At 66.2% G+C, this 16,527-nt stretch carries 11 protein-coding genes; 4 read left to right on the top strand and 7 right to left on the bottom strand.

Annotated features, from left to right (window positions below; all coding sequences use genetic code 11):
• The first annotated feature begins 23 nt into the window (after window positions 1-23).
• Window positions 24-830, top strand: coding sequence for an Abi-alpha family protein (locus EB75_RS05795; RefSeq protein ID WP_142239444.1), 807 nt, complete (start codon window positions 24-26; stop codon window positions 828-830).
• On the opposite strand, the gene EB75_RS05790 is transcribed toward EB75_RS05795, so the two are convergent.
• From EB75_RS05790 to hsaA, 4 genes are read right to left on the bottom strand one after another with little or no spacing between them, the layout of a single operon-like run.
• Window positions 827-2,158, bottom strand: coding sequence for an MFS transporter (locus EB75_RS05790; RefSeq protein WP_073694515.1), 1,332 nt, complete (start codon window positions 2,156-2,158; stop codon window positions 827-829). The genes EB75_RS05795 and EB75_RS05790 overlap by 4 nt on opposite strands.
• Before the next feature lie 7 nt (window positions 2,159-2,165).
• A complete protein-coding gene (gene hsaB, locus EB75_RS05785; RefSeq protein ID WP_073694514.1) occupies window positions 2,166-2,735 on the bottom strand; it encodes a 3-hydroxy-9,10-secoandrosta-1,3,5(10)-triene-9,17-dione monooxygenase reductase subunit in 570 nt (189 codons plus the stop codon).
• Window positions 2,736-2,746: 11 nt separating this feature from the next.
• Window positions 2,747-3,649 carry an iron-dependent extradiol dioxygenase HsaC gene (gene hsaC, locus EB75_RS05780; protein WP_073694513.1) on the bottom strand — a complete coding sequence of 301 codons (903 nt, stop codon included), beginning with the start codon at window positions 3,647-3,649 and terminating at the stop codon, window positions 2,747-2,749.
• 15 nt (window positions 3,650-3,664) lie between these two features.
• Window positions 3,665-4,855 carry a 3-hydroxy-9,10-secoandrosta-1,3,5(10)-triene-9,17-dione monooxygenase oxygenase subunit gene (gene hsaA, locus EB75_RS05775; RefSeq protein ID WP_073694512.1) on the bottom strand — a complete coding sequence of 397 codons (1,191 nt, stop codon included), beginning with the start codon at window positions 4,853-4,855 and terminating at the stop codon, window positions 3,665-3,667.
• Window positions 4,856-5,010: 155 nt separating this feature from the next.
• Between hsaA and EB75_RS05770 the strand changes: the two genes are divergently transcribed.
• Window positions 5,011-6,072: a ferredoxin--NADP reductase gene (locus EB75_RS05770; protein ID WP_073694511.1), complete on the top strand. Its 1,062-nt coding sequence runs from the start codon at window positions 5,011-5,013 to the stop codon at window positions 6,070-6,072.
• A 22-nt stretch (window positions 6,073-6,094) separates the two neighbouring features.
• On the top strand, window positions 6,095-6,670 hold the full coding sequence (locus EB75_RS05765) for a hypothetical protein (RefSeq protein ID WP_073694510.1): 576 nt from the start codon (window positions 6,095-6,097) through the stop codon (window positions 6,668-6,670).
• Window positions 6,671-6,706: 36 nt separating this feature from the next.
• Here the strand turns inward: EB75_RS05765 and EB75_RS05760 are convergent, their stop codons facing one another.
• Window positions 6,707-14,197, bottom strand: a complete 7,491-nt coding sequence (locus EB75_RS05760; protein WP_083611999.1) for an ATP-binding protein — start codon at window positions 14,195-14,197, stop codon at window positions 6,707-6,709.
• A 71-nt stretch (window positions 14,198-14,268) separates the two neighbouring features.
• On the bottom strand, window positions 14,269-14,721 hold the full coding sequence (locus EB75_RS05755; protein ID WP_073694509.1) for a MarR family winged helix-turn-helix transcriptional regulator: 453 nt from the start codon (window positions 14,719-14,721) through the stop codon (window positions 14,269-14,271).
• A gap of 38 nt (window positions 14,722-14,759) precedes the next feature.
• Between EB75_RS05755 and EB75_RS05750 the strand changes: the two genes are divergently transcribed.
• Complete coding sequence (locus EB75_RS05750; RefSeq protein ID WP_073694508.1) at window positions 14,760-15,572, top strand: amidohydrolase family protein; 813 nt, start codon at window positions 14,760-14,762, stop codon at window positions 15,570-15,572.
• Between the two features lie 26 nt (window positions 15,573-15,598).
• Here the strand turns inward: EB75_RS05750 and hchA are convergent, their stop codons facing one another.
• On the bottom strand, window positions 15,599-16,489 hold the full coding sequence (gene hchA / locus EB75_RS05745; protein WP_073694507.1) for a glyoxalase III HchA: 891 nt from the start codon (window positions 16,487-16,489) through the stop codon (window positions 15,599-15,601).
• Window positions 16,490-16,527: the final 38 nt, after the last annotated feature.

The raw sequence follows: 16,527 nt of genomic DNA, 5'->3' as shown, positions 1-16,527 counted from the left end.
CAGCCCGGTACCATCGGTCCGCAATGTCCCAGGAAACCGACAACCCAGAACCGGAAGTTACCGACGACTTACCGGTGAACCGCGAGGGCCTCGAACGGCACGGCATCAAGCTGTCCACGCCCATCGGTGAGATCGCCATCGCGATCTCGACGCCGCGCGGTGGTTTGGCGATCCCGAGGCGATTCGACCCGCTCGGCCTGGCCAATCGCGCCCTCGGCGTCGCGAAGTTCGGCTTCAAGCTGGCCGCCTGGGGTGGCGAACAGATCGCCATCGCGACCAAGACCACCGTCGAAGCCATCGAGATGGCCCCGGATCGCGCGGCCGCGCCGGCACCGGAGAAACAGCCCGCCAAGGAGTCCCTGCACGGCAAGCTCGGCGGCCTGCTGGACCGCGCCCTGGACCAGAGCACCGCTGACGGTAAGACCGAGCTCTATCACCGGTTACTCGATCAGCTGGTAGCCGACGAGGCCCGCATCATCGGTGCGTTGTCGGACAACGAGTCGTCGCCGCTGGTGAACATCTACCCGCGGAACCGTAGCGTCGCGACGCTGGAGAACGCCTGCCTCATCGGCCGTACCGCCAACGTCGCCCTCCCGCTGATGGTGCCGCAGTACGTCAGCCACCTGCTGGCTCTCGGGCTGGTCGAGACCGTCCCCGAGGACCCGGACCTGAAGGCCGAATACGAGATCCTCAGCGCGGAATCGATGGTGTTGAAGGCCATCAAGGACGCCTCGCGCGGACCGTTCCCGGCGCGCGTCGAGAAGCAGGCCCTGCGCCTGTCGGAACTGGGTCGCGGGCTGTGGGAAGCCGCGATGCAGGACGAGTCCTAGCCGACCGCGGCACGCTCACTGTCCGCGCGGTCGACGTCGGCCAAGTCGATGCCCTTGGTCTCGCGTGCGAACGCCAGCGCCACCAGCGTCACCACACAGGCCCCGGCCAGGTAGATCGCGATGGGTACCGACGAGTGGTAGTCCTTCAGCAACCGCACCGCGATGATCGGCGCGAGGGATCCAGCGAAGATCGCCGTCACCTGATAGCCAAGGGACACACCGGAATAGCGCATCCGGGTCGGGAACATCTCGGACATCAGCGCGGGCTGCGGCGCGTACATGAAAGCATGCGCCACCAGGCCGGCGGTGATCGCGCTCATGATGACGAAGTAGTGCTTGCTGTCCATCATCGGGAACGCGACGAAGCCCCAGACCGCGGTGAGCAACGTCCCGATCAGGTACACAGGCCGGCGGCCGATGCGGTCGGAGAGCTTGCCCACCAACGGAATTGCCACCAGGTGCACGGCGTGGGCCACCAGCAGGTACCACAGGATCAACGAAGTGCTCACGCCCGCATGCACTTTCAGATACGTGATCGAGAACGTGACCACCAGGTAGTACATGATGTTCTCGGCGAACCGCAGGCCCATGGCGGTCAGTACCTTGCCGGGGTAGTACCGCAGCACCTCGATGACGCTCAGTGACGATGCCTTGACACGCTCGGCTTCCTGTTGCGCCGCAACGAAGATCGGCGCATCGGTCACCTTGGTCCGGATGTAGTAGCCGACCAGCACCACCACCGCCGACAGCCAGAACGCGACCCGCCATCCCCACGACAGGAACTCCGGCTCGGACAACGTCTTCGTCAACGTCAGTAGCACGACGGTCGCCAGGATGTTGCCGACCGGCACGCCGGCCTGCGGCCAACTGGACCAGAATCCCCGACTCTGCGCGGGACTGTGTTCGGCGACCAGCAGCACCGCGCCGCCCCACTCCCCGCCGACCGCGAAGCCCTGGATGAACCGCAGCACCACCAGCAGCGCCGGCGCCCAGTAGCCGATCTGCCCGAAGGTCGGCAGGCAGCCCATCAGGAAGGTGGCCGAACCGACCAGCAGCAGCGAGAACTGCAGCAGCGTCTTGCGACCGAACTTGTCGCCGAAATGGCCGAACACCACACCGCCGAGCGGACGCGCGACGAAGCCCACCGCATAGGTGACGAAGGCCGCGAAGATGGCGTCGAGATCGCTGCCGCTCTGCCCGAAGAACACCTTGCTGAACACCAGGGTGGCCGCGGTGCCGTAGAGGAAGAACTCGTACCACTCCACGACGGTGCCGGCCATGGAGGCCAGGACAACCCGACGCAGTCCAGACTGGATCGGCGCGCTCATGGCGCGACTATAGCCAGGTGTCCTCGGTCGTCGTGGTCAAGAACGCTTCCAAATCATCGCGCCATTGCGCCGGGGTGTTCTTGTCCGGCTCGATGCCGGTGTACTCACCGCGGTAGAACAGCAACGGTCGGGGCTTGATGGCCTGCGGCTCCGACATCGACTGCACCGCGCCGAACACCACGAAGTGGTCGCCGCCGTCGTGCACGGAGTGCACTGCGCAGTCGATGTGCGCGAGCGTGCCGTCGAGCACCGGAGAGCCCAATTCCGAAGGGCGCCAATCGATACCGGCGAACTTGTCCTCGGCGCGGGAGCCGAACTGCGCCGAGACGTGCTGCTGGTTCTCGTGCAGCATGTTGACGCAGAACTTGCCGCTGGCCTCGATGGCCTGCCACGCCCGCGAGTGCTTCGTCGGGCAGAACAGGACCAGCGGCGGGTCCAGCGACAGCGCCGCGAACGACTGGCAGGCGAAACCGATCGGCACACCGTCATTCACGGTGGTGATGACGGTGATGCCGGTACAGAACTGCCCGAGCACATTGCGGAACGTGCGGGGGTCGATCTGTGGTGTCTCGGTCATGTGGCCGGAGCCTACTTGAACCCGACGCTGAAATCGTGGCCCCAGAGGCTGATGCCGACGCTCTCGCGCGCGATCCAGCTCTCGTCCTCGACTTCGAGTCCCTCGCAACCGAATTCCATGTCGAAGCCACCCGGCGTCTTCATGTAGAAGGACAGCATCTTGTCGTTGATGTGGCGGCCCAGCGTGGCCGACATCTTGACCTTCTTGCGGTTGGCGCGGTCCAGGCAGAGGCCGACGTCGTCGGAGTTCTCCACCTCGACCATGAGGTGCACGATGCCCGTCGGGTTCGGCATAGGCATGAACGCCAGCGCGTGGTGGCGCGGGTTGCAGCCGTAGAAGCGCAGCCACACCGGGTCGCCGTCGGCCGGACGGCCCGCGATCTGCGGAGGCAGCCGCATCGAGTCACGCAGCCGGAAGCCCAGCACGTCCTGGTAGAACGCCTGCGCCGCGGCATCGTCGTTGCAGGTGAGCACGACATGGCCCAGGCCCTGCTCGGCGGTGACGAACTTGTGGCCGTAGGGGCTGACAAAACGACGACCCAGGTACTGGATGCCGTAGTACACCTCGAGGGTGTTGTCGGCCGGATCCTGGAAGCTGATCATGCCCTCGACCTTGCGATCGAGCAGCTCGTCCTTGGTGCCTTCCTTGAACGCGACGCCGTGGGCATTCAGGGTTTCCTTCAGCTGCTCGAGGGCAGGCGCGTCGGCGACCTCCCAGCCCGAGGCCAGCAGCCGGTCCTTCTCGCCCGGCACGATCACCAGGCGAGCCGCGACGTCGTCCATCCGCAGGTAGAGAGCGTCAGGGTTGGTGCCCTCGCCCTCCATCATGCCGAGCACCTTGAGCCCGAACTCGCGCCACGCGGCCACATCGGTGGCCTCGATGCGCATGTAGCCGAGGGCCTTGATCACACTCATTGACAGGTGTCTCCCTTAGACCATGGTGTCTGCGGGCGGCAGACCGAATTCGTTGTTGCCGAAGATCAGGTAGGCGCGCTCGGGCTCGTTTGCGGCGTGCACGCGACCGGCGTGGGCGTCACGCCAGAAGCGCTGCAGCGGCGTGCCGTTGGCCAGTGCGGTGGCGCCGGCGGCCTCGAAGAGGCGGTCGACGGACGCGATGGCGCGACCGGTGGCGCGCACCTGGTCACGACGGGCGCGGGCGCGCAGCTCGAACGGGATCTCCTTGCCCGCGACCAGCAGGGCGTACTCGTCCGAGACGTTGCCGATCAGCTGACGCCACGCGGCGTCGATGTCGCTGGCGGCCTCGGCGATGCGGACCTTGGCGAACGGGTCGTCCTTGGACTTCTCACCGGCGAACGCAGCACGGACCCGCTTGCCCTGGTGCTCGACGTGCGCCTCGTAGGCGCCGTAGGCCATGCCGACGATCGGGGCCGAGATGGTGGTGGGATGCACGGTGCCCCACGGCATCTTGTAGACCGGGGCGGTGTTGGTCTGGTAGCCGCCGGCGGTGCCGTCGTTCATCGACTTGTACGACAGGAACCTGTGCCGCGGGACGAACACGTCCTTGACGACGATGGTGTTGCTGCCGGTGCCACGCAGACCGACCACGTTCCACACGTCGTCGATGGTGTATTCGGTGCGCGGGATCAGGAAGCTGCCGAAATCGACCGGGCGGCCGTCCTTGATCACCGGGCCGCCGAGGAACGCCCACGTGGCATGCTCCGAGCCGGACGACCAGTTCCAGGCGCCGTTGACGATGTAGCCGTCGCCGGTCTCGGTCACGACACCCGCACCCATCGGGGCGTAGGACGAGGAGATGCGGACGGTCGAGTCGTCGCCCCAGACGTCTTCCTGAGCCTGCTGATCGAACAGTGCCAGGTGCCAGTTGTGGACGCCGATGATCGACGCGACCCAGCCGGTGGAACCGCAGGCGCTGGCGATGCGGCGGACCGCCTCGTAGAAGACAGCCGGGTCAGCCTGAAGGCCATCCCACTGTGCGGGCTGCAGCAGTTTGAAGAAGCCGATCTCGTTCAGACTGTCGATAGACTCCTGCGGCACCTGGCGCAGGTCCTCGGTCAGCTGTGCGCGCTCACGCAGTGTCGGCAGCAGGTCATCGATGCCGGCCAGCACGGCCTGCACGTCGAGTTGTTCAATTGACGTCACGGATTGCCTCCCGGGGAGTGGTCGTCTAGACAGAAGATTAGAACACGTTACGATTTGTGTCGAGCACGGCGGTACTACAGCAGGTAGACCCGCATAACTGCACTTTTGTAACCTGTTCTAGTTACTGGCCGTCAGGCCGGTTCGAACGAAGGGTGATGGTTGTGGACGAGCCGCTGGGCAGCCACGTACTGGAACTTGTGGTGGCCGATGTCGTCGCCGAGACCACCGACGCGCGCGTGTTGGTGTTCAAGACACCCGACGGCAGCGACATACCGCCGGAGCGCCTGAAGTACTCCCCCGGTCAGTTCCTGACCCTGCGCGTCCCGAGCACCCGCACCGGATCGGTCGCCCGCTGCTACTCGCTGTGCAGCTCGCCGTACGCCGACGAGGCGCTGACCGTGGCGGTCAAACGCACCGCGGACGGCTACGCGTCGAACTGGCTGTGCGACAACGCGCACGTCGGCATGAAGATGCACGTGCTGGCGCCGTCGGGCACCTTCGTGCCCAAGAACCTCGACACCGACTTCCTCCTGCTGGCCGGCGGCAGCGGCATCACCCCGATGCTCTCGATCCTCAAGTCCGCACTGTCCGAGGGCACCGGCAAGGTGACGCTGTTCTACGCCAACCGCGACGAGAAGTCGGTGATCTTCGGTAAGGCGCTGCGCGAGCTGACGTCGCTGTACCCCGACCGGCTCTCCGTCGTCCACTGGCTGGAGTCGGTGCAGGGCCTGCCCAACCCGACCATCCTGGCCACGCAGCTGGCGCCCTACGTCAACCGCGAGGCCTTCATCTGTGGCCCGGCACCGTTCATGGCCGCCACCGAAGAGGCCCTGCTCAAGTCCGGCGCCGACAAGAACAAAGTTCACCTCGAGGTGTTCCAGTCACTGGACTCCGACCCGTTCGCCGCTGTCGTGCTCGCCGAAGATGACAGCGATGAGGGCCCGGCCACCGCAATCGTCACGCTCGACGGCGAGACCCACGAGTTGCAGTGGCCGCGCAAGGCCGTACTGCTCGACGTGCTGCTCGACAAGGGACTGGACGCACCGTTCTCCTGCCGCGAGGGGCACTGCGGGGCGTGTGCGGTGCTCATGAAGAAGGGCGACGTCGACATGGCGATCAACGACGTGTTGGAGCCGTCCGACCTCGAAGAGGGCCTCATCCTCGGTTGCCAAGCGGTGCCCAAGACGGATTCCGTCGAAGTCACCTACGACGAGTAGCGAACGGATTACTTTCTTGACTGTGAACCGGCTTATTGCAGCAAGTGCGGCCGCCATGCTGTCCGCGACCGCTCTGATGTCCCCCGTGACGGCTGCTGCCGCAGTCAATTCGGCCGACGCCTTCGTGCCGGTCGACGAGGGCACCCAGATTCAGATTCACGTGACGGCACAGTGCTCGGGCGGTGCGTGCACCTTCAACACCGCCTCGAACCTGGTCGTCGGCGGCAACCCGGTTCCGCTGCCGCCGAACACCTGGGCACGAGAGAACATCACGCTGCGCAGCTCCAACCGCAATGTGTACCAGGACGTCTCGTACAGCGCGCCGACCGGCGCCCCGCCGATCAACCGCGGCTCCTGGAACGGCCCGGTGAACTCGCGGCAGCTCAAGTCGCAGAACAGCGCACTGGTTTCGGTGACGTTCAACGGCGGCGGCAGCTTCGAGGAGTTCGCGGTCGACGGCACCTCGCTGACGCTCGACGTGCGGACCGGTAAGCCGAACACCGAGTCCAATTTCATTGCCTGCGCGGACATTCAGGTGACCTACCCCGGCGTGAACCTCACAACTCCGACAGCCTGCGCGACGACTCACTACAACTGAGCGCTGGACAGCCGGCGGCGCGCCGCCCCAGCAGGGCTAAACCTGGCCAAGCTCTTCGAAGCGCGCGAGTGCGGCGGCGAGGTCAGACTCCTCGTACATCTCGCATCGGCTCACCACGCCGTCGACCAGGAACAGCACAGTCTCTCGCCACTCAGCATCGAAGCCCTCGCGCGAACTCCCGTATGTCGCATGAGTGACGACCGCGCCGAACTTACTGAGTCGGTGCACCGTCTCGATGTGCCCCTTGAGATCAGCCGACACGTCCCAGGAAGCCTGGATGTACGGCATCAAATCGCCAGGTGCGAATGCAACCCCGGTCCGGTGGTCGATGCTCACAAACTCCGGCGTCACCGCGGGTGCTTCATGCCGATTGATCGCAGCGTAGCCCTCCGCGAGTGCCGACCACACGTCGGTATACGCGGCCGCTTCACCCGCAAGGTAGCGAGCCTCGAGTTCTTCGAACGCGGCGTCGAAATCGTCGATATCAAACGAAACAACGCCCACGACAAGGCCATTCGTGTCGATCTCGACGACTGTGAGCGAATCGACGACGAAGGACTCTTGCGGCCGGTCGGCCATCGCGATGCGGTTGCGACAGAGAACAAGGCGTTCCCCGCGAATCGCAATGACTTCGGCCGTCAGGCTGCCCCCGAGATCGGCGATCACCCGCAAGCTCGCCATATCGGCATCCCGGCCGCGGCGGAATCCGGCGCCCACCACGCGTCGCCGATCGTCGCTGCAATGTTCTTCGGCGAGCACCGACACGATGCCCTCCCAGTCGCGGGCGGCGAAGGAATCGATGAAGCGCCCATTGGCCCGGCTCGCCGCATTTTCCAATTGCGGTGTTGGCCGGCTCAGTTCGTCGAAACGGGCGAGCGCGGCGTCGAGGTCTGACTCGTCGAAGATCTCCGCACGGCTGATCAGGTCGCCTTCGAATGTAAACACGGCAATCGTGCTCGACTCGATGTACAGCCCCTCTGGCGAGCTCCCTTGCACAACCTGGGTAACGACTGCTCCGAGTTCGTTGAGCCGATGCACCGTCCCAATACAGACGTGGGCGTCCGGGACGAGTTCCAACACTGCACTCAGCGATGCAGCCAGCTCGGCCCCCTCGACTCCGACGATAGATCGATGATCGATGTACGCCGGATCCGTCGTCGTAGCCGGCAATTCGTGGCGGTTGTACCCGGCGTAAGCCTTGGCGATCACCGACCACGTCCGTGCATATGCGGCCGCCTCACCCGCCAGGTAGCGGGAATCCAGTTCAGCGACGGCGGCGTCGAGGTCATCGACGTCGAAGGTGACGAACGTCGTAATCCGCTCGGCGCCATCGATTTCGGCCACGGTCAGCATGTTGGCGTAGAACGGCTCAGCCACCTCGATGTTGCTCGCGAAGCGGGACGAGACCAAGGCGAGCCGCTGTCCGCGGGTGGCGATCACACTCGAAGCCGACAGGGTCACCGCGAACTCGGCGACCGCCCGCATGTTCGCGGTGACGGCTTCGCGACCGCGAAGCACCCCCGTGCCGATCACCGCACGGCGGTCATCGAGTACCGGCGTGTCGGCGTACATTTCGGCCATCGCTGCCCAATCGCGGGCTGCGAAGCACCTGAAATAGCGCTCATACAAACGGCTTGCGGCGTTCTCCAAAGACCCTGCTTCCAAGGGTAATTCGGCAGAACGCGCGAGTGCGACGTTGAGGTCGTCCTCATCGAAAATCTCCATGCGGCTGAGCAAGTCGCCGGCGATTCCGACGAGCGCGATCTCGCGCCACTCCGCGACAAGGCCGCTGGCTGCGGTCGCGTGCGCGACCTGGGTGACGACCGCACCCGCGCTGTTCAGCGCGTGAACCGTCTCGACAATGAGCGTGTTACGCAGCTCGCTGGCCCAGCCTGCCCGGATGAACGCAGTCAGGTCGCCCGGCTCCCACGACATTGTCCGGCGGTGATCCACGTTCACCCAGTCAGCCGTCGTGGCCGCGAGCTCGCGTCGATTGAACGCGGCATAGGCTCGTGTAATCGCCGACCAGGTGGGGGCGTATGCGGCCGCCTCGCCAGCCAGGTAGCGGGCATCGAGCTCGGTGACGGCGGCCTCCAGGTCATTGGAGTCGAACACGATGAACGCCGCGACCTGCTCGTCCGCATCGAGTTCGGCGACCGTCAAGATGGTCGCCGAGAACGGCTCAGGTCCCTCGCCATTGACCTGAAGGTCGGCCACAACCAGAACCAGCCGCTGCCCCCGCGTGGCGATCACATGCGACCGGGTTTGGGTGACCCCAAGTTCGGCGGTCACCCGCATGTTCGCCATGACGGCGTCGCGTCCGCTGAGCAGACCGGTACCGACCACTGCACGGCGATCGTCGTGCACGACACCATCGGCATACAGTCCAGCCAACGAAGACCAGTCGCGGTCCGCGAAATACCTTGTGAACCTGTCGTTGGCTCGAGTCGCCGCGTTCTCCAAAGGTCGTGCCTGCACATGCAATTCATCGAACCTCGCCAGCGCTGAGTCGAGGTCGGTCTCATCGAACATCTCACTGCGGCTGAACTGGTCACCGTCGATCGTCATGAGGTGGATTTCGCGCCACTCGGCTTCGAAGCCCTCACGCGATGTCCCACTCAGCGCCTGGGTTATCACGGCACCGGAATCAGTCAGCAGGTGCACCGAGTCGATGCGAAAACGGATGTCCGGCACCTGGTCCCAGGCATGGAGCGTGTACTCCTTGATGCCTCCGGGGGCGAATGACGCGATCAGCCTGTTGTCGATGCTCGCCATATCGACTGTCGTGTCGGGTAGTTCGTGCCGATTGAGCGCGTCGTACGCACGGAGGACTGTCGACCAACAGTGCGCGTGCGGAGCCGCTTCGCCGGCAAGATAGCGCGCATCGAGTTCTGCGGTGGCAGCGTCGAGATCGTCGAGGTCGAACACGACCCGCGCCACGATGCGGCCTTCGGCGTCGGTCTCGAGCACATCCAGCACCTCGCTGCTGAACGATTCAGGTCCCGCGGCGCGGCCCATGGCGCGGCAACGGCTCATGACGAGACGCTCTCCGCGGGTTGCGACGACGTCTGACGCGATCGCCTCGGTCCCGATGCCGGCGTACGCGGCGATTTCCGCCATCGCCGCGGCACGCCCCTGTCGCAGACCGGCATTGATTACCCGGCGACGGTCTTCGACGGAAAAATCGTCAGTCAACATGTCGGCGATCGCTTCCAAACTTCGGGCCGCGAAGTATCCCGTGAAGCGGTCATACGCATCGCTCGCTGTGGTTGCCGGCCGCCGCCAGTGGCTCTCGGCGTGACTAGCGAGGTACTGCGCATCGAGTTCGGCGACCGCGGCGTCCATGTCCTCCGGGTCGAACCACACCTGGAATGTGACCCGACCCTCGGAGTCGACGCCGTAGACCTGAAGAAACTCATCTTGCGGCGCCCCAGCGCTCACGTCGGCGGTGCCGACCCGCACCCGCGCGAGCGCCAGACATTCACCACGCACGGCGATGACATCGTGCGCCACCCGCACGGCCCCCGACTCGAGATCGCTCCGCGTCTGACGTGTCACCTCGGGCAGACTGAAGTTGCCGCGCTTGAAGCCGACAAGCTTTCGCCGGCTCTCAACAGACGCCTCGGGCGCGACCAGCCTCTCGAATTCGTCCCAGTCGGCACGGTCGTGAGCGGCCATCACGCGTTCGCTCAATCGGACCGCCGCCGTGCGCACCCGGACCGTGGGCAGTTCAGGTTCGGCCGGTGCACCCGTGCGGCCAGGGTCGTCAAGGAGTCGGCGAACCCGTTCCGCAAGCGCCACAGCACCTTTGCGCTCGTACAGACCGGCGGCTCGCTCAGCCGCTGCGCGCGCTCCCGCCGTGTCACCACCGGCGGCCAACACCGCGGCCAGGCAATCGCAGGCATCACCGTGATCCACCAACGCGTCGGTGCGTTCGGCCAGCGCGACAGCGGCCTCGGCCATCTTCCGAGCCTCGGCGTGATCGCCGCCGCGCGACAGCAGCTGCGCCCGAAGGGTCCGCCAGGCGATCGACGCCTTCAACGCATGGCCGGCGAGACGCTCACTCTCGGTGCATAATTCGTCGGCCTCGGTGTCACGGCCGAGCACCAAACAGACCCGGCCCAGAAGGGCAGCCGTCTCCGCGGTATCCGTATCCAGCCGTAGTCGACGAAAACCGTTGTAGGCCTTGCGTAGATACCGTTCGGCGGCGTCGGGTTCGCCACCGACCAACTCGACGATGCCGGCGAACTGCTCAACCTCGAGGAGGGCATGGCGCAGTCCCAGTTCGGTGACGGTCCGCCGGGCCGAATCGATCATGCGCCGGGCCGCGGCGCCCCGCCCACGGAACGCCTCGAGCACCGCCTGACACCGCATCGAGGTGGCCTCGACTGCGGGCGATTCGGTCGTGATGCGCAGCAGCCGAACCACATCCAGACACCGTCCACCGGCCCGCGGGACGGGGTTGGGTCCCCACAGCGCGGCCAGCGGCGCACCCGCCAGGACCGCGTTGACCCGGCGGTGATCACCTGAACGACGGGCCGCGGTCAGCGCCTCGTCGAGTGCCACCTCGCAGTCGCCGATCCGGCCGAGCCGGGCCAGGCACGCGGCACGGACGTTGTGCGCCTTGGCTTCTCCGGCCGCGTCGTCGAGTTCGCCCAGCTTTCGGGCGGCCCCGTCCAATGCCGATTCGATCTCGTCCAATCGGTCGGGGTGCGTGAGCATGGACAGCTGACCGTCGAAACACGTCGCCCAGGCCGCCCGACGCGGGGAATCGACTGTCGCCGCCTGCAACTGGGGCACCACGCCGGCGGCCGACGCCACGTCCCCCGCCGCCAGCAGAGCCTCGCAGCGAGCGATCAACAGGTCGGCAACCTGCTCGTCCCGGTCCGGCACTTCGTCGTCGAGTTCTTCCAGGGCGTGCAGGGCATGGTCGTACAGGTCGGCGGCGCCCTCATAGGCGAGCCTGGTCATCGCCTGGTCCGCCGCCAGGCGGCAGTATTCAATGGCCTTGGCGGCGTTGCCCGCCCACGCACATTCGAAGTAGTGGTGCGCCAGTTCGCCGAGCAGTTCGTCGTGGGCGCCAGGCTGATCCTCCAGGGTGACGGCGATGCGCTGGTGCAAACGCATACGCCGCACCGACGGCAGTTCGGCGAGCAGCGACTGGCGGACGATGGCGTGGTTGAACCGGTAGCAGCCGCCGGGCTCCTCGATCACGATGCCGGCGTGGCACGCCTCGTCGAACGCATCGATCAGATCGTCTCCGACCACCTTTTCGACAAGATTCACGTGAAACCGACTCCCGACAACCGCGGCCGCGGCGAGTGCCTTGTTGGTCTCCGCGGGCAGGCGGGACAGCCTGCGGCTCACCGCTTCACGGACGCCCTGCGGCAAGGTGCTCGGATCCCAATGGCCGCCGCTCTCCTCGACATGTCGCAGCGCCTCGATGAGGAAGAACGGGTTGCCGCCGGTTACCGAGGCCAACGCCCGTGCCAGTTCTTCGTCGTCGTAGCCGGTCTCGGCGACGTACGCAGTCACCTCGTTCACGTCGAGACCACTCAGCGACAGGCGACTGGCCGTACCGTCTCTGTTGAGGTCGGCGAGCATCGCCGCCAGCGGGTGAGACCGGTCCAGGTCAGTACTGCGATACGTCCCGACGATCTGCACGCGGGCGTGGTCGCCGAACCGCAGGAGATGCCGCAACAGCAGCAGCGTGGGCTTGGCCGCCCAGTGCAGGTCGTCAAGGATGAGCACCACCGGCGTACTCGCCGAGGCCACACCCATCACCGCGACGACGGCGTCGAACAGCGCATAGCGCTCGGTGTCCGGGTCGGCACGGGTCGGCGCAGCCACATCGGGCAGCACGTCGGCCAGGCCGGGCACCAACGCCAGCAGCGCTTCCACGCCACGCAACCCCCGTAGCCGGTCGGCCCCGAGGCACGGCACCAGCGCGCGCAGGGCTTCGGCGAACGGCTGGTACGGCGCGCCGAGGTCCTCGTCGCAGCGGCCGTAGATGACAAGGGCGCCTTGGTCATATGCCTGGCGTGACCACTCCCCGGCCAGGCGGGTCTTGCCGACGCCGGGTTCGCCGGCGATCAGCACCGAGTTCGCGGTCCCGGCCAGCGCGGTCTGCCACGCCGTGAACAACCGCTCCAGTTCGGTACCGCGTCCGACGAACGGTCCGGAACCGGTCAGCACCGCAGGTAGCGCCGGGCGCTCGAGGGAGGTCTCGACCGTCGGCGGTTCGGGTGTGCCACCGGTGGCGTCGCGACGGAGCTCGAAGACGTGCTCGGGGCGGGCCAGGTTCTTGAGCTGGCGCATCCCCAGATCGACCAGGGCCACATCATCGGACAGCGAATCGATCACCAACTCGGCCGTCGCTCCGGAACAGAGGATTTGTCCGCCCTCGGCGATCGACCGCAACCGGGCCGCCCGATTCACCGCCCGGCCGAAGTAGTCGCCGTCGCGAAGCTCCACCTCCCCCGTGTGCAGTGCCACGCGGATACGCATCGGCGTGGCCAGCGCCCAGGGCTCACCAAACATGGCCTGCTGCAACTCGATGGCGGCCGCAGCCGCTGCCGACGGCCGATCGAACACCGAAAATGTGGCATCGCCCTCGCCGCGGGTCTTGATCAGCCGCCCACCGTGCGAGGTGACGATCTGGCCGACCAGCTCGTCGTGTCTGGCCAGTGCCACCGCCATGGCGTCGGCATCGGCCTCCCACGACGCCGTCGACCCCTCGATGTCCGTCAAGAGAAAGGTGACCGCACGCGTGATCGACGGAACATGCTGCACCGCAGGTACTTCCAATGAACTGTCCTGCGCGACGATCGCCGCTTCGAGCCGGCGCAAGCTCGGTCCGGGGTCGACGCCGAGCTCATCAGCGAGCAGAGCCCGCGCCCGTTGGTAGGCACCGAGTGCTTCGCCCTGCCTGCCGGCGCGATAGAGCGCGAGCATCAGCTGACCCCAACGCCTTTCACGCAATGGCGCCTCGGCGACCGCGGCCTCGAGTTCGCCGATGATCTCCGCGACGCGGCCCGCCGCAAGCAGCGCGTCGGCCCGATCTTCCACCAGCGCGGCATGGCTTTCGACCCATCGCGTCTTCTCCGACGTGCCGCGGCGCCCGTCGGGCAACTCGGGGATGCCGCGCCAGAGGGTGATCGCCTCGTCGAAGCGGATGAGGGCCTGGCCGGTATCACCGACGGCAACGGCATCACGGGCCAGCCGGGCAGCCGATCGGTACCGGGCGGCGTCAACCTCGCTCTCGGCCAGGGTCCAACCCGTGCCCTCCGTCAGGATCAATCCGTCGCCCAGGGCACGACGGAGGGCCGAGATGTGGGTCTGTAGCGCCTTCGCCGCGGTGCGTGGGGACTCGTCACCCCAGAGCAGCTCGAAGAAGGTGTCGGCCGGCACCACGGAGCCGGCGTGCAGGCCGAGCATCGTGAGGATCGCGCGCGGCTTGGCGCCCGGGATCGTGACGGGCGTACCGTCCCGCCGAACCTGCAGAGGTCCCAAAACCCCCAGCTCCACGGCTTGAAGAGTAATCACATCCGCAATCGTCGGTGCGGCGATTCAACGTGGAGTCAAGGTTTGGTCAAGGCTCAGTGCTCGGCGTCGAGCAGATCGCTCAGCCGCTGTAGCGCGTCGACGACGCCGTCGACGTCGTCGGGCCCGATGGCTTCGTCGATGTAGCCGTTCACGGTCGCCAGCGCGGCTTCGAGCCGGCGCAGCGCGTCGGTACCAGAGTCCGTCGGCCAGAGCTCCCAGGCGCGGCCGTCGTTCCGGCTGGGTCGTCTTTCGACGAACCCTGCCCTCTCCAGACGCCCGACCATCGCCGTGACGGCCGACTCGCGCTGGCCGAGCTCGGCCGCGACGAGCGACTGGCGGCACCCGGCATGACGCGCGATGAGCGTCAGCGCCGCGGCCTGCGCCGTGGTGATGCCGGCCTCGTCGACGAACAATCGGTCGGCCGAGGTACGCAGCCGCTGCGCGACGGTCTGCAGATGGAAATACGCGCGCCGCCGCCCAGCCGGCGACCTGTCCTTCGGACCCACCCTTGCATTATTACTTCACTAGTGAAGTAATTGATGGCATGACACGAGTGATCGACGCGTGGTCCCAGCAGCCGAACGAGCTGTTCATGCGCCAGCCATGGCTGCGGCCGCTGCTGCGCTGGACCCGCCAAGAAGACCTGCCGGCGCTGCCCATCGACGTCACACTGAGAGCGATGGACGACGCCGGCGTCGAGAAGTCGTTGTTGTGCGCGTGGGTCGGGCCCTGCGGCGCGCTGATCGGCAACGACGAGACGGCCGCACACGTGCGCGCCCACCCGGACCGGTTCGCCGGCGTCGCCTCCGTCGACCTGGCCCGGCCGGTCGACGCTGTCCGCGAATTACGCAGGGCGGTAACCGAACTGGGCATGGTGGCACTGCGCGTCGTCCCGTGGCTGTGGAACCTGCCACCCAATGACCGCCGCTACTATCCGCTTCTGCAGACCTGCGTCGAGCTCGGCATCCCGTTCTGCACACAGATCGGGCACACCGGGCCACTGTGCCCGTCCGAGCCCGGGCGCCCGATCCCCTACCTGGAGACCGTCCTGCTCGAATTCCCCGAGCTTGTGGTCATCGGCGGCCACGTCGGCGCCCCGTGGATCGACGAAGTGCTGTTCCTGGCCAAGAAGTTTCCGAACTTCTACATCGACACCTCGGCCTACGCCGCGCACCGGCTGCCGCCGGAGCTGGTGGACTACATGCGCGGATCCGGCCGCACCCGAGTGCTTTTCGGGACCAACTGGCCGATGCTGTCAGCGCAGCGGTGCCTGGAACGGCTGGACGACCTGGGTCTCGATACCGAGGCGCGCGACCTCTACCTCGGCGGGAATGCGGCCCGGGTTTTCGGGGTGTGACAGATCAACTGCCCCGACTCAGGACTTCACGTCGTTTTCTCGAGCGACCGGACGGCGCCCACCAACGCATCTGCGGCCAAGATGCCGAGATCGTTCGATGCCAATGGACTGTCACCGGTGAGCAGCTTGCGGTCTTGGTGGACCTTGCCCGTCATATCCTCGTTCACGATGGTCAGCCCCTGCTTGCCGAGCAGGTCGGCGACCAGCCACTGCAAATGCCCTGGCAGGTAACCGATTTCGAGGTTGGGGCCCTCATCGAGCGCGTCGGGGAACACGCAGACCGAATAGCCTTCGAATGGCGAGACCTTGCCGCCCTGCCCGACGGACAGCAATGCGGCCGGGCCGTGACACAGGGTGACGATGAACTTGTCATTGGCCAACGCCCATTCCAGGGTTTGCGCCACCGCCTCGGAGGCCGGCAGGCCGACAACAGCCCCGTGCCCGCCGGGAATGAAGACCGCGATGTAGTCCGAGTCCGCACCGAGCTCGTTGGCGACGACGTCGGCGAGCTTCTTCGGTTGCTTGAGCTTCGGCTTGAGCGCTTCGTAGGTCCGCAGGACCGCCTCATCTTCGTTGGGCATTGCCCAGAGTTCGAGTTTCGCCGGGTAGCCGGCCACCGTGGCGACATCGACATCGAAGCCGGCAGCCATCATGTGATGCAGGGGAAGCAACATCTCGACCGGATGATTGCCGGTGGAGAACATCTTGCCGTTCTCGCACAGCACATATCGTTCCTCGGTGGCGATCATGAGCACCTTCCACCGGCCCCCGGTGTAGGCGTTTTCATGCTTCACGCCGTCGAAGTCCGTCTTCGACTGGGTGTATTGACTCAACGAATACGGCGAGGGCAGAAATGCGTTGTCCTCGACCGGATCTGGCGTCGGTTCCTTGCTGAGATCAGCTGGATTGTGCGACATGTCGTGTACCCGTTTCCTTTGCTGCATCGCTTGATGTG

The organism is Mycobacterium sp. ST-F2 (genome assembly GCF_001905655.1).
In the GTDB taxonomy this organism is placed as follows: Bacteria; Actinomycetota; Actinomycetes; order Mycobacteriales; family Mycobacteriaceae; genus Mycobacterium.
The sequence above is the reverse complement of the archived record's forward strand: the minus strand, read 5'-3'. Positions and strand labels throughout refer to the sequence as shown.

Excerpts from the sequence above, each read along its gene's own strand:
- hsaB (WP_073694514.1), bottom strand. The coding sequence starts at position 2,735 with ATGACCGAGACACCACAGATCGACCCCCGCACGTTCCGCAATGTGCTC.
- EB75_RS05750 (WP_073694508.1), top strand. The coding sequence starts at position 14,760 with ATGACACGAGTGATCGACGCGTGGTCCCAGCAGCCGAACGAGCTGTTC.
- EB75_RS05790 (WP_073694515.1), bottom strand. The coding sequence starts at position 2,158 with ATGAGCGCGCCGATCCAGTCTGGACTGCGTCGGGTTGTCCTGGCCTCC.
- EB75_RS05795 (WP_142239444.1), top strand. The coding sequence starts at position 24 with ATGTCCCAGGAAACCGACAACCCAGAACCGGAAGTTACCGACGACTTA.
- hsaC (WP_073694513.1), bottom strand. The coding sequence starts at position 3,649 with ATGAGTGTGATCAAGGCCCTCGGCTACATGCGCATCGAGGCCACCGAT.
- hchA (WP_073694507.1), bottom strand. The coding sequence starts at position 16,489 with ATGTCGCACAATCCAGCTGATCTCAGCAAGGAACCGACGCCAGATCCG.
- EB75_RS05770 (WP_073694511.1), top strand. The coding sequence starts at position 5,011 with ATGGTTGTGGACGAGCCGCTGGGCAGCCACGTACTGGAACTTGTGGTG.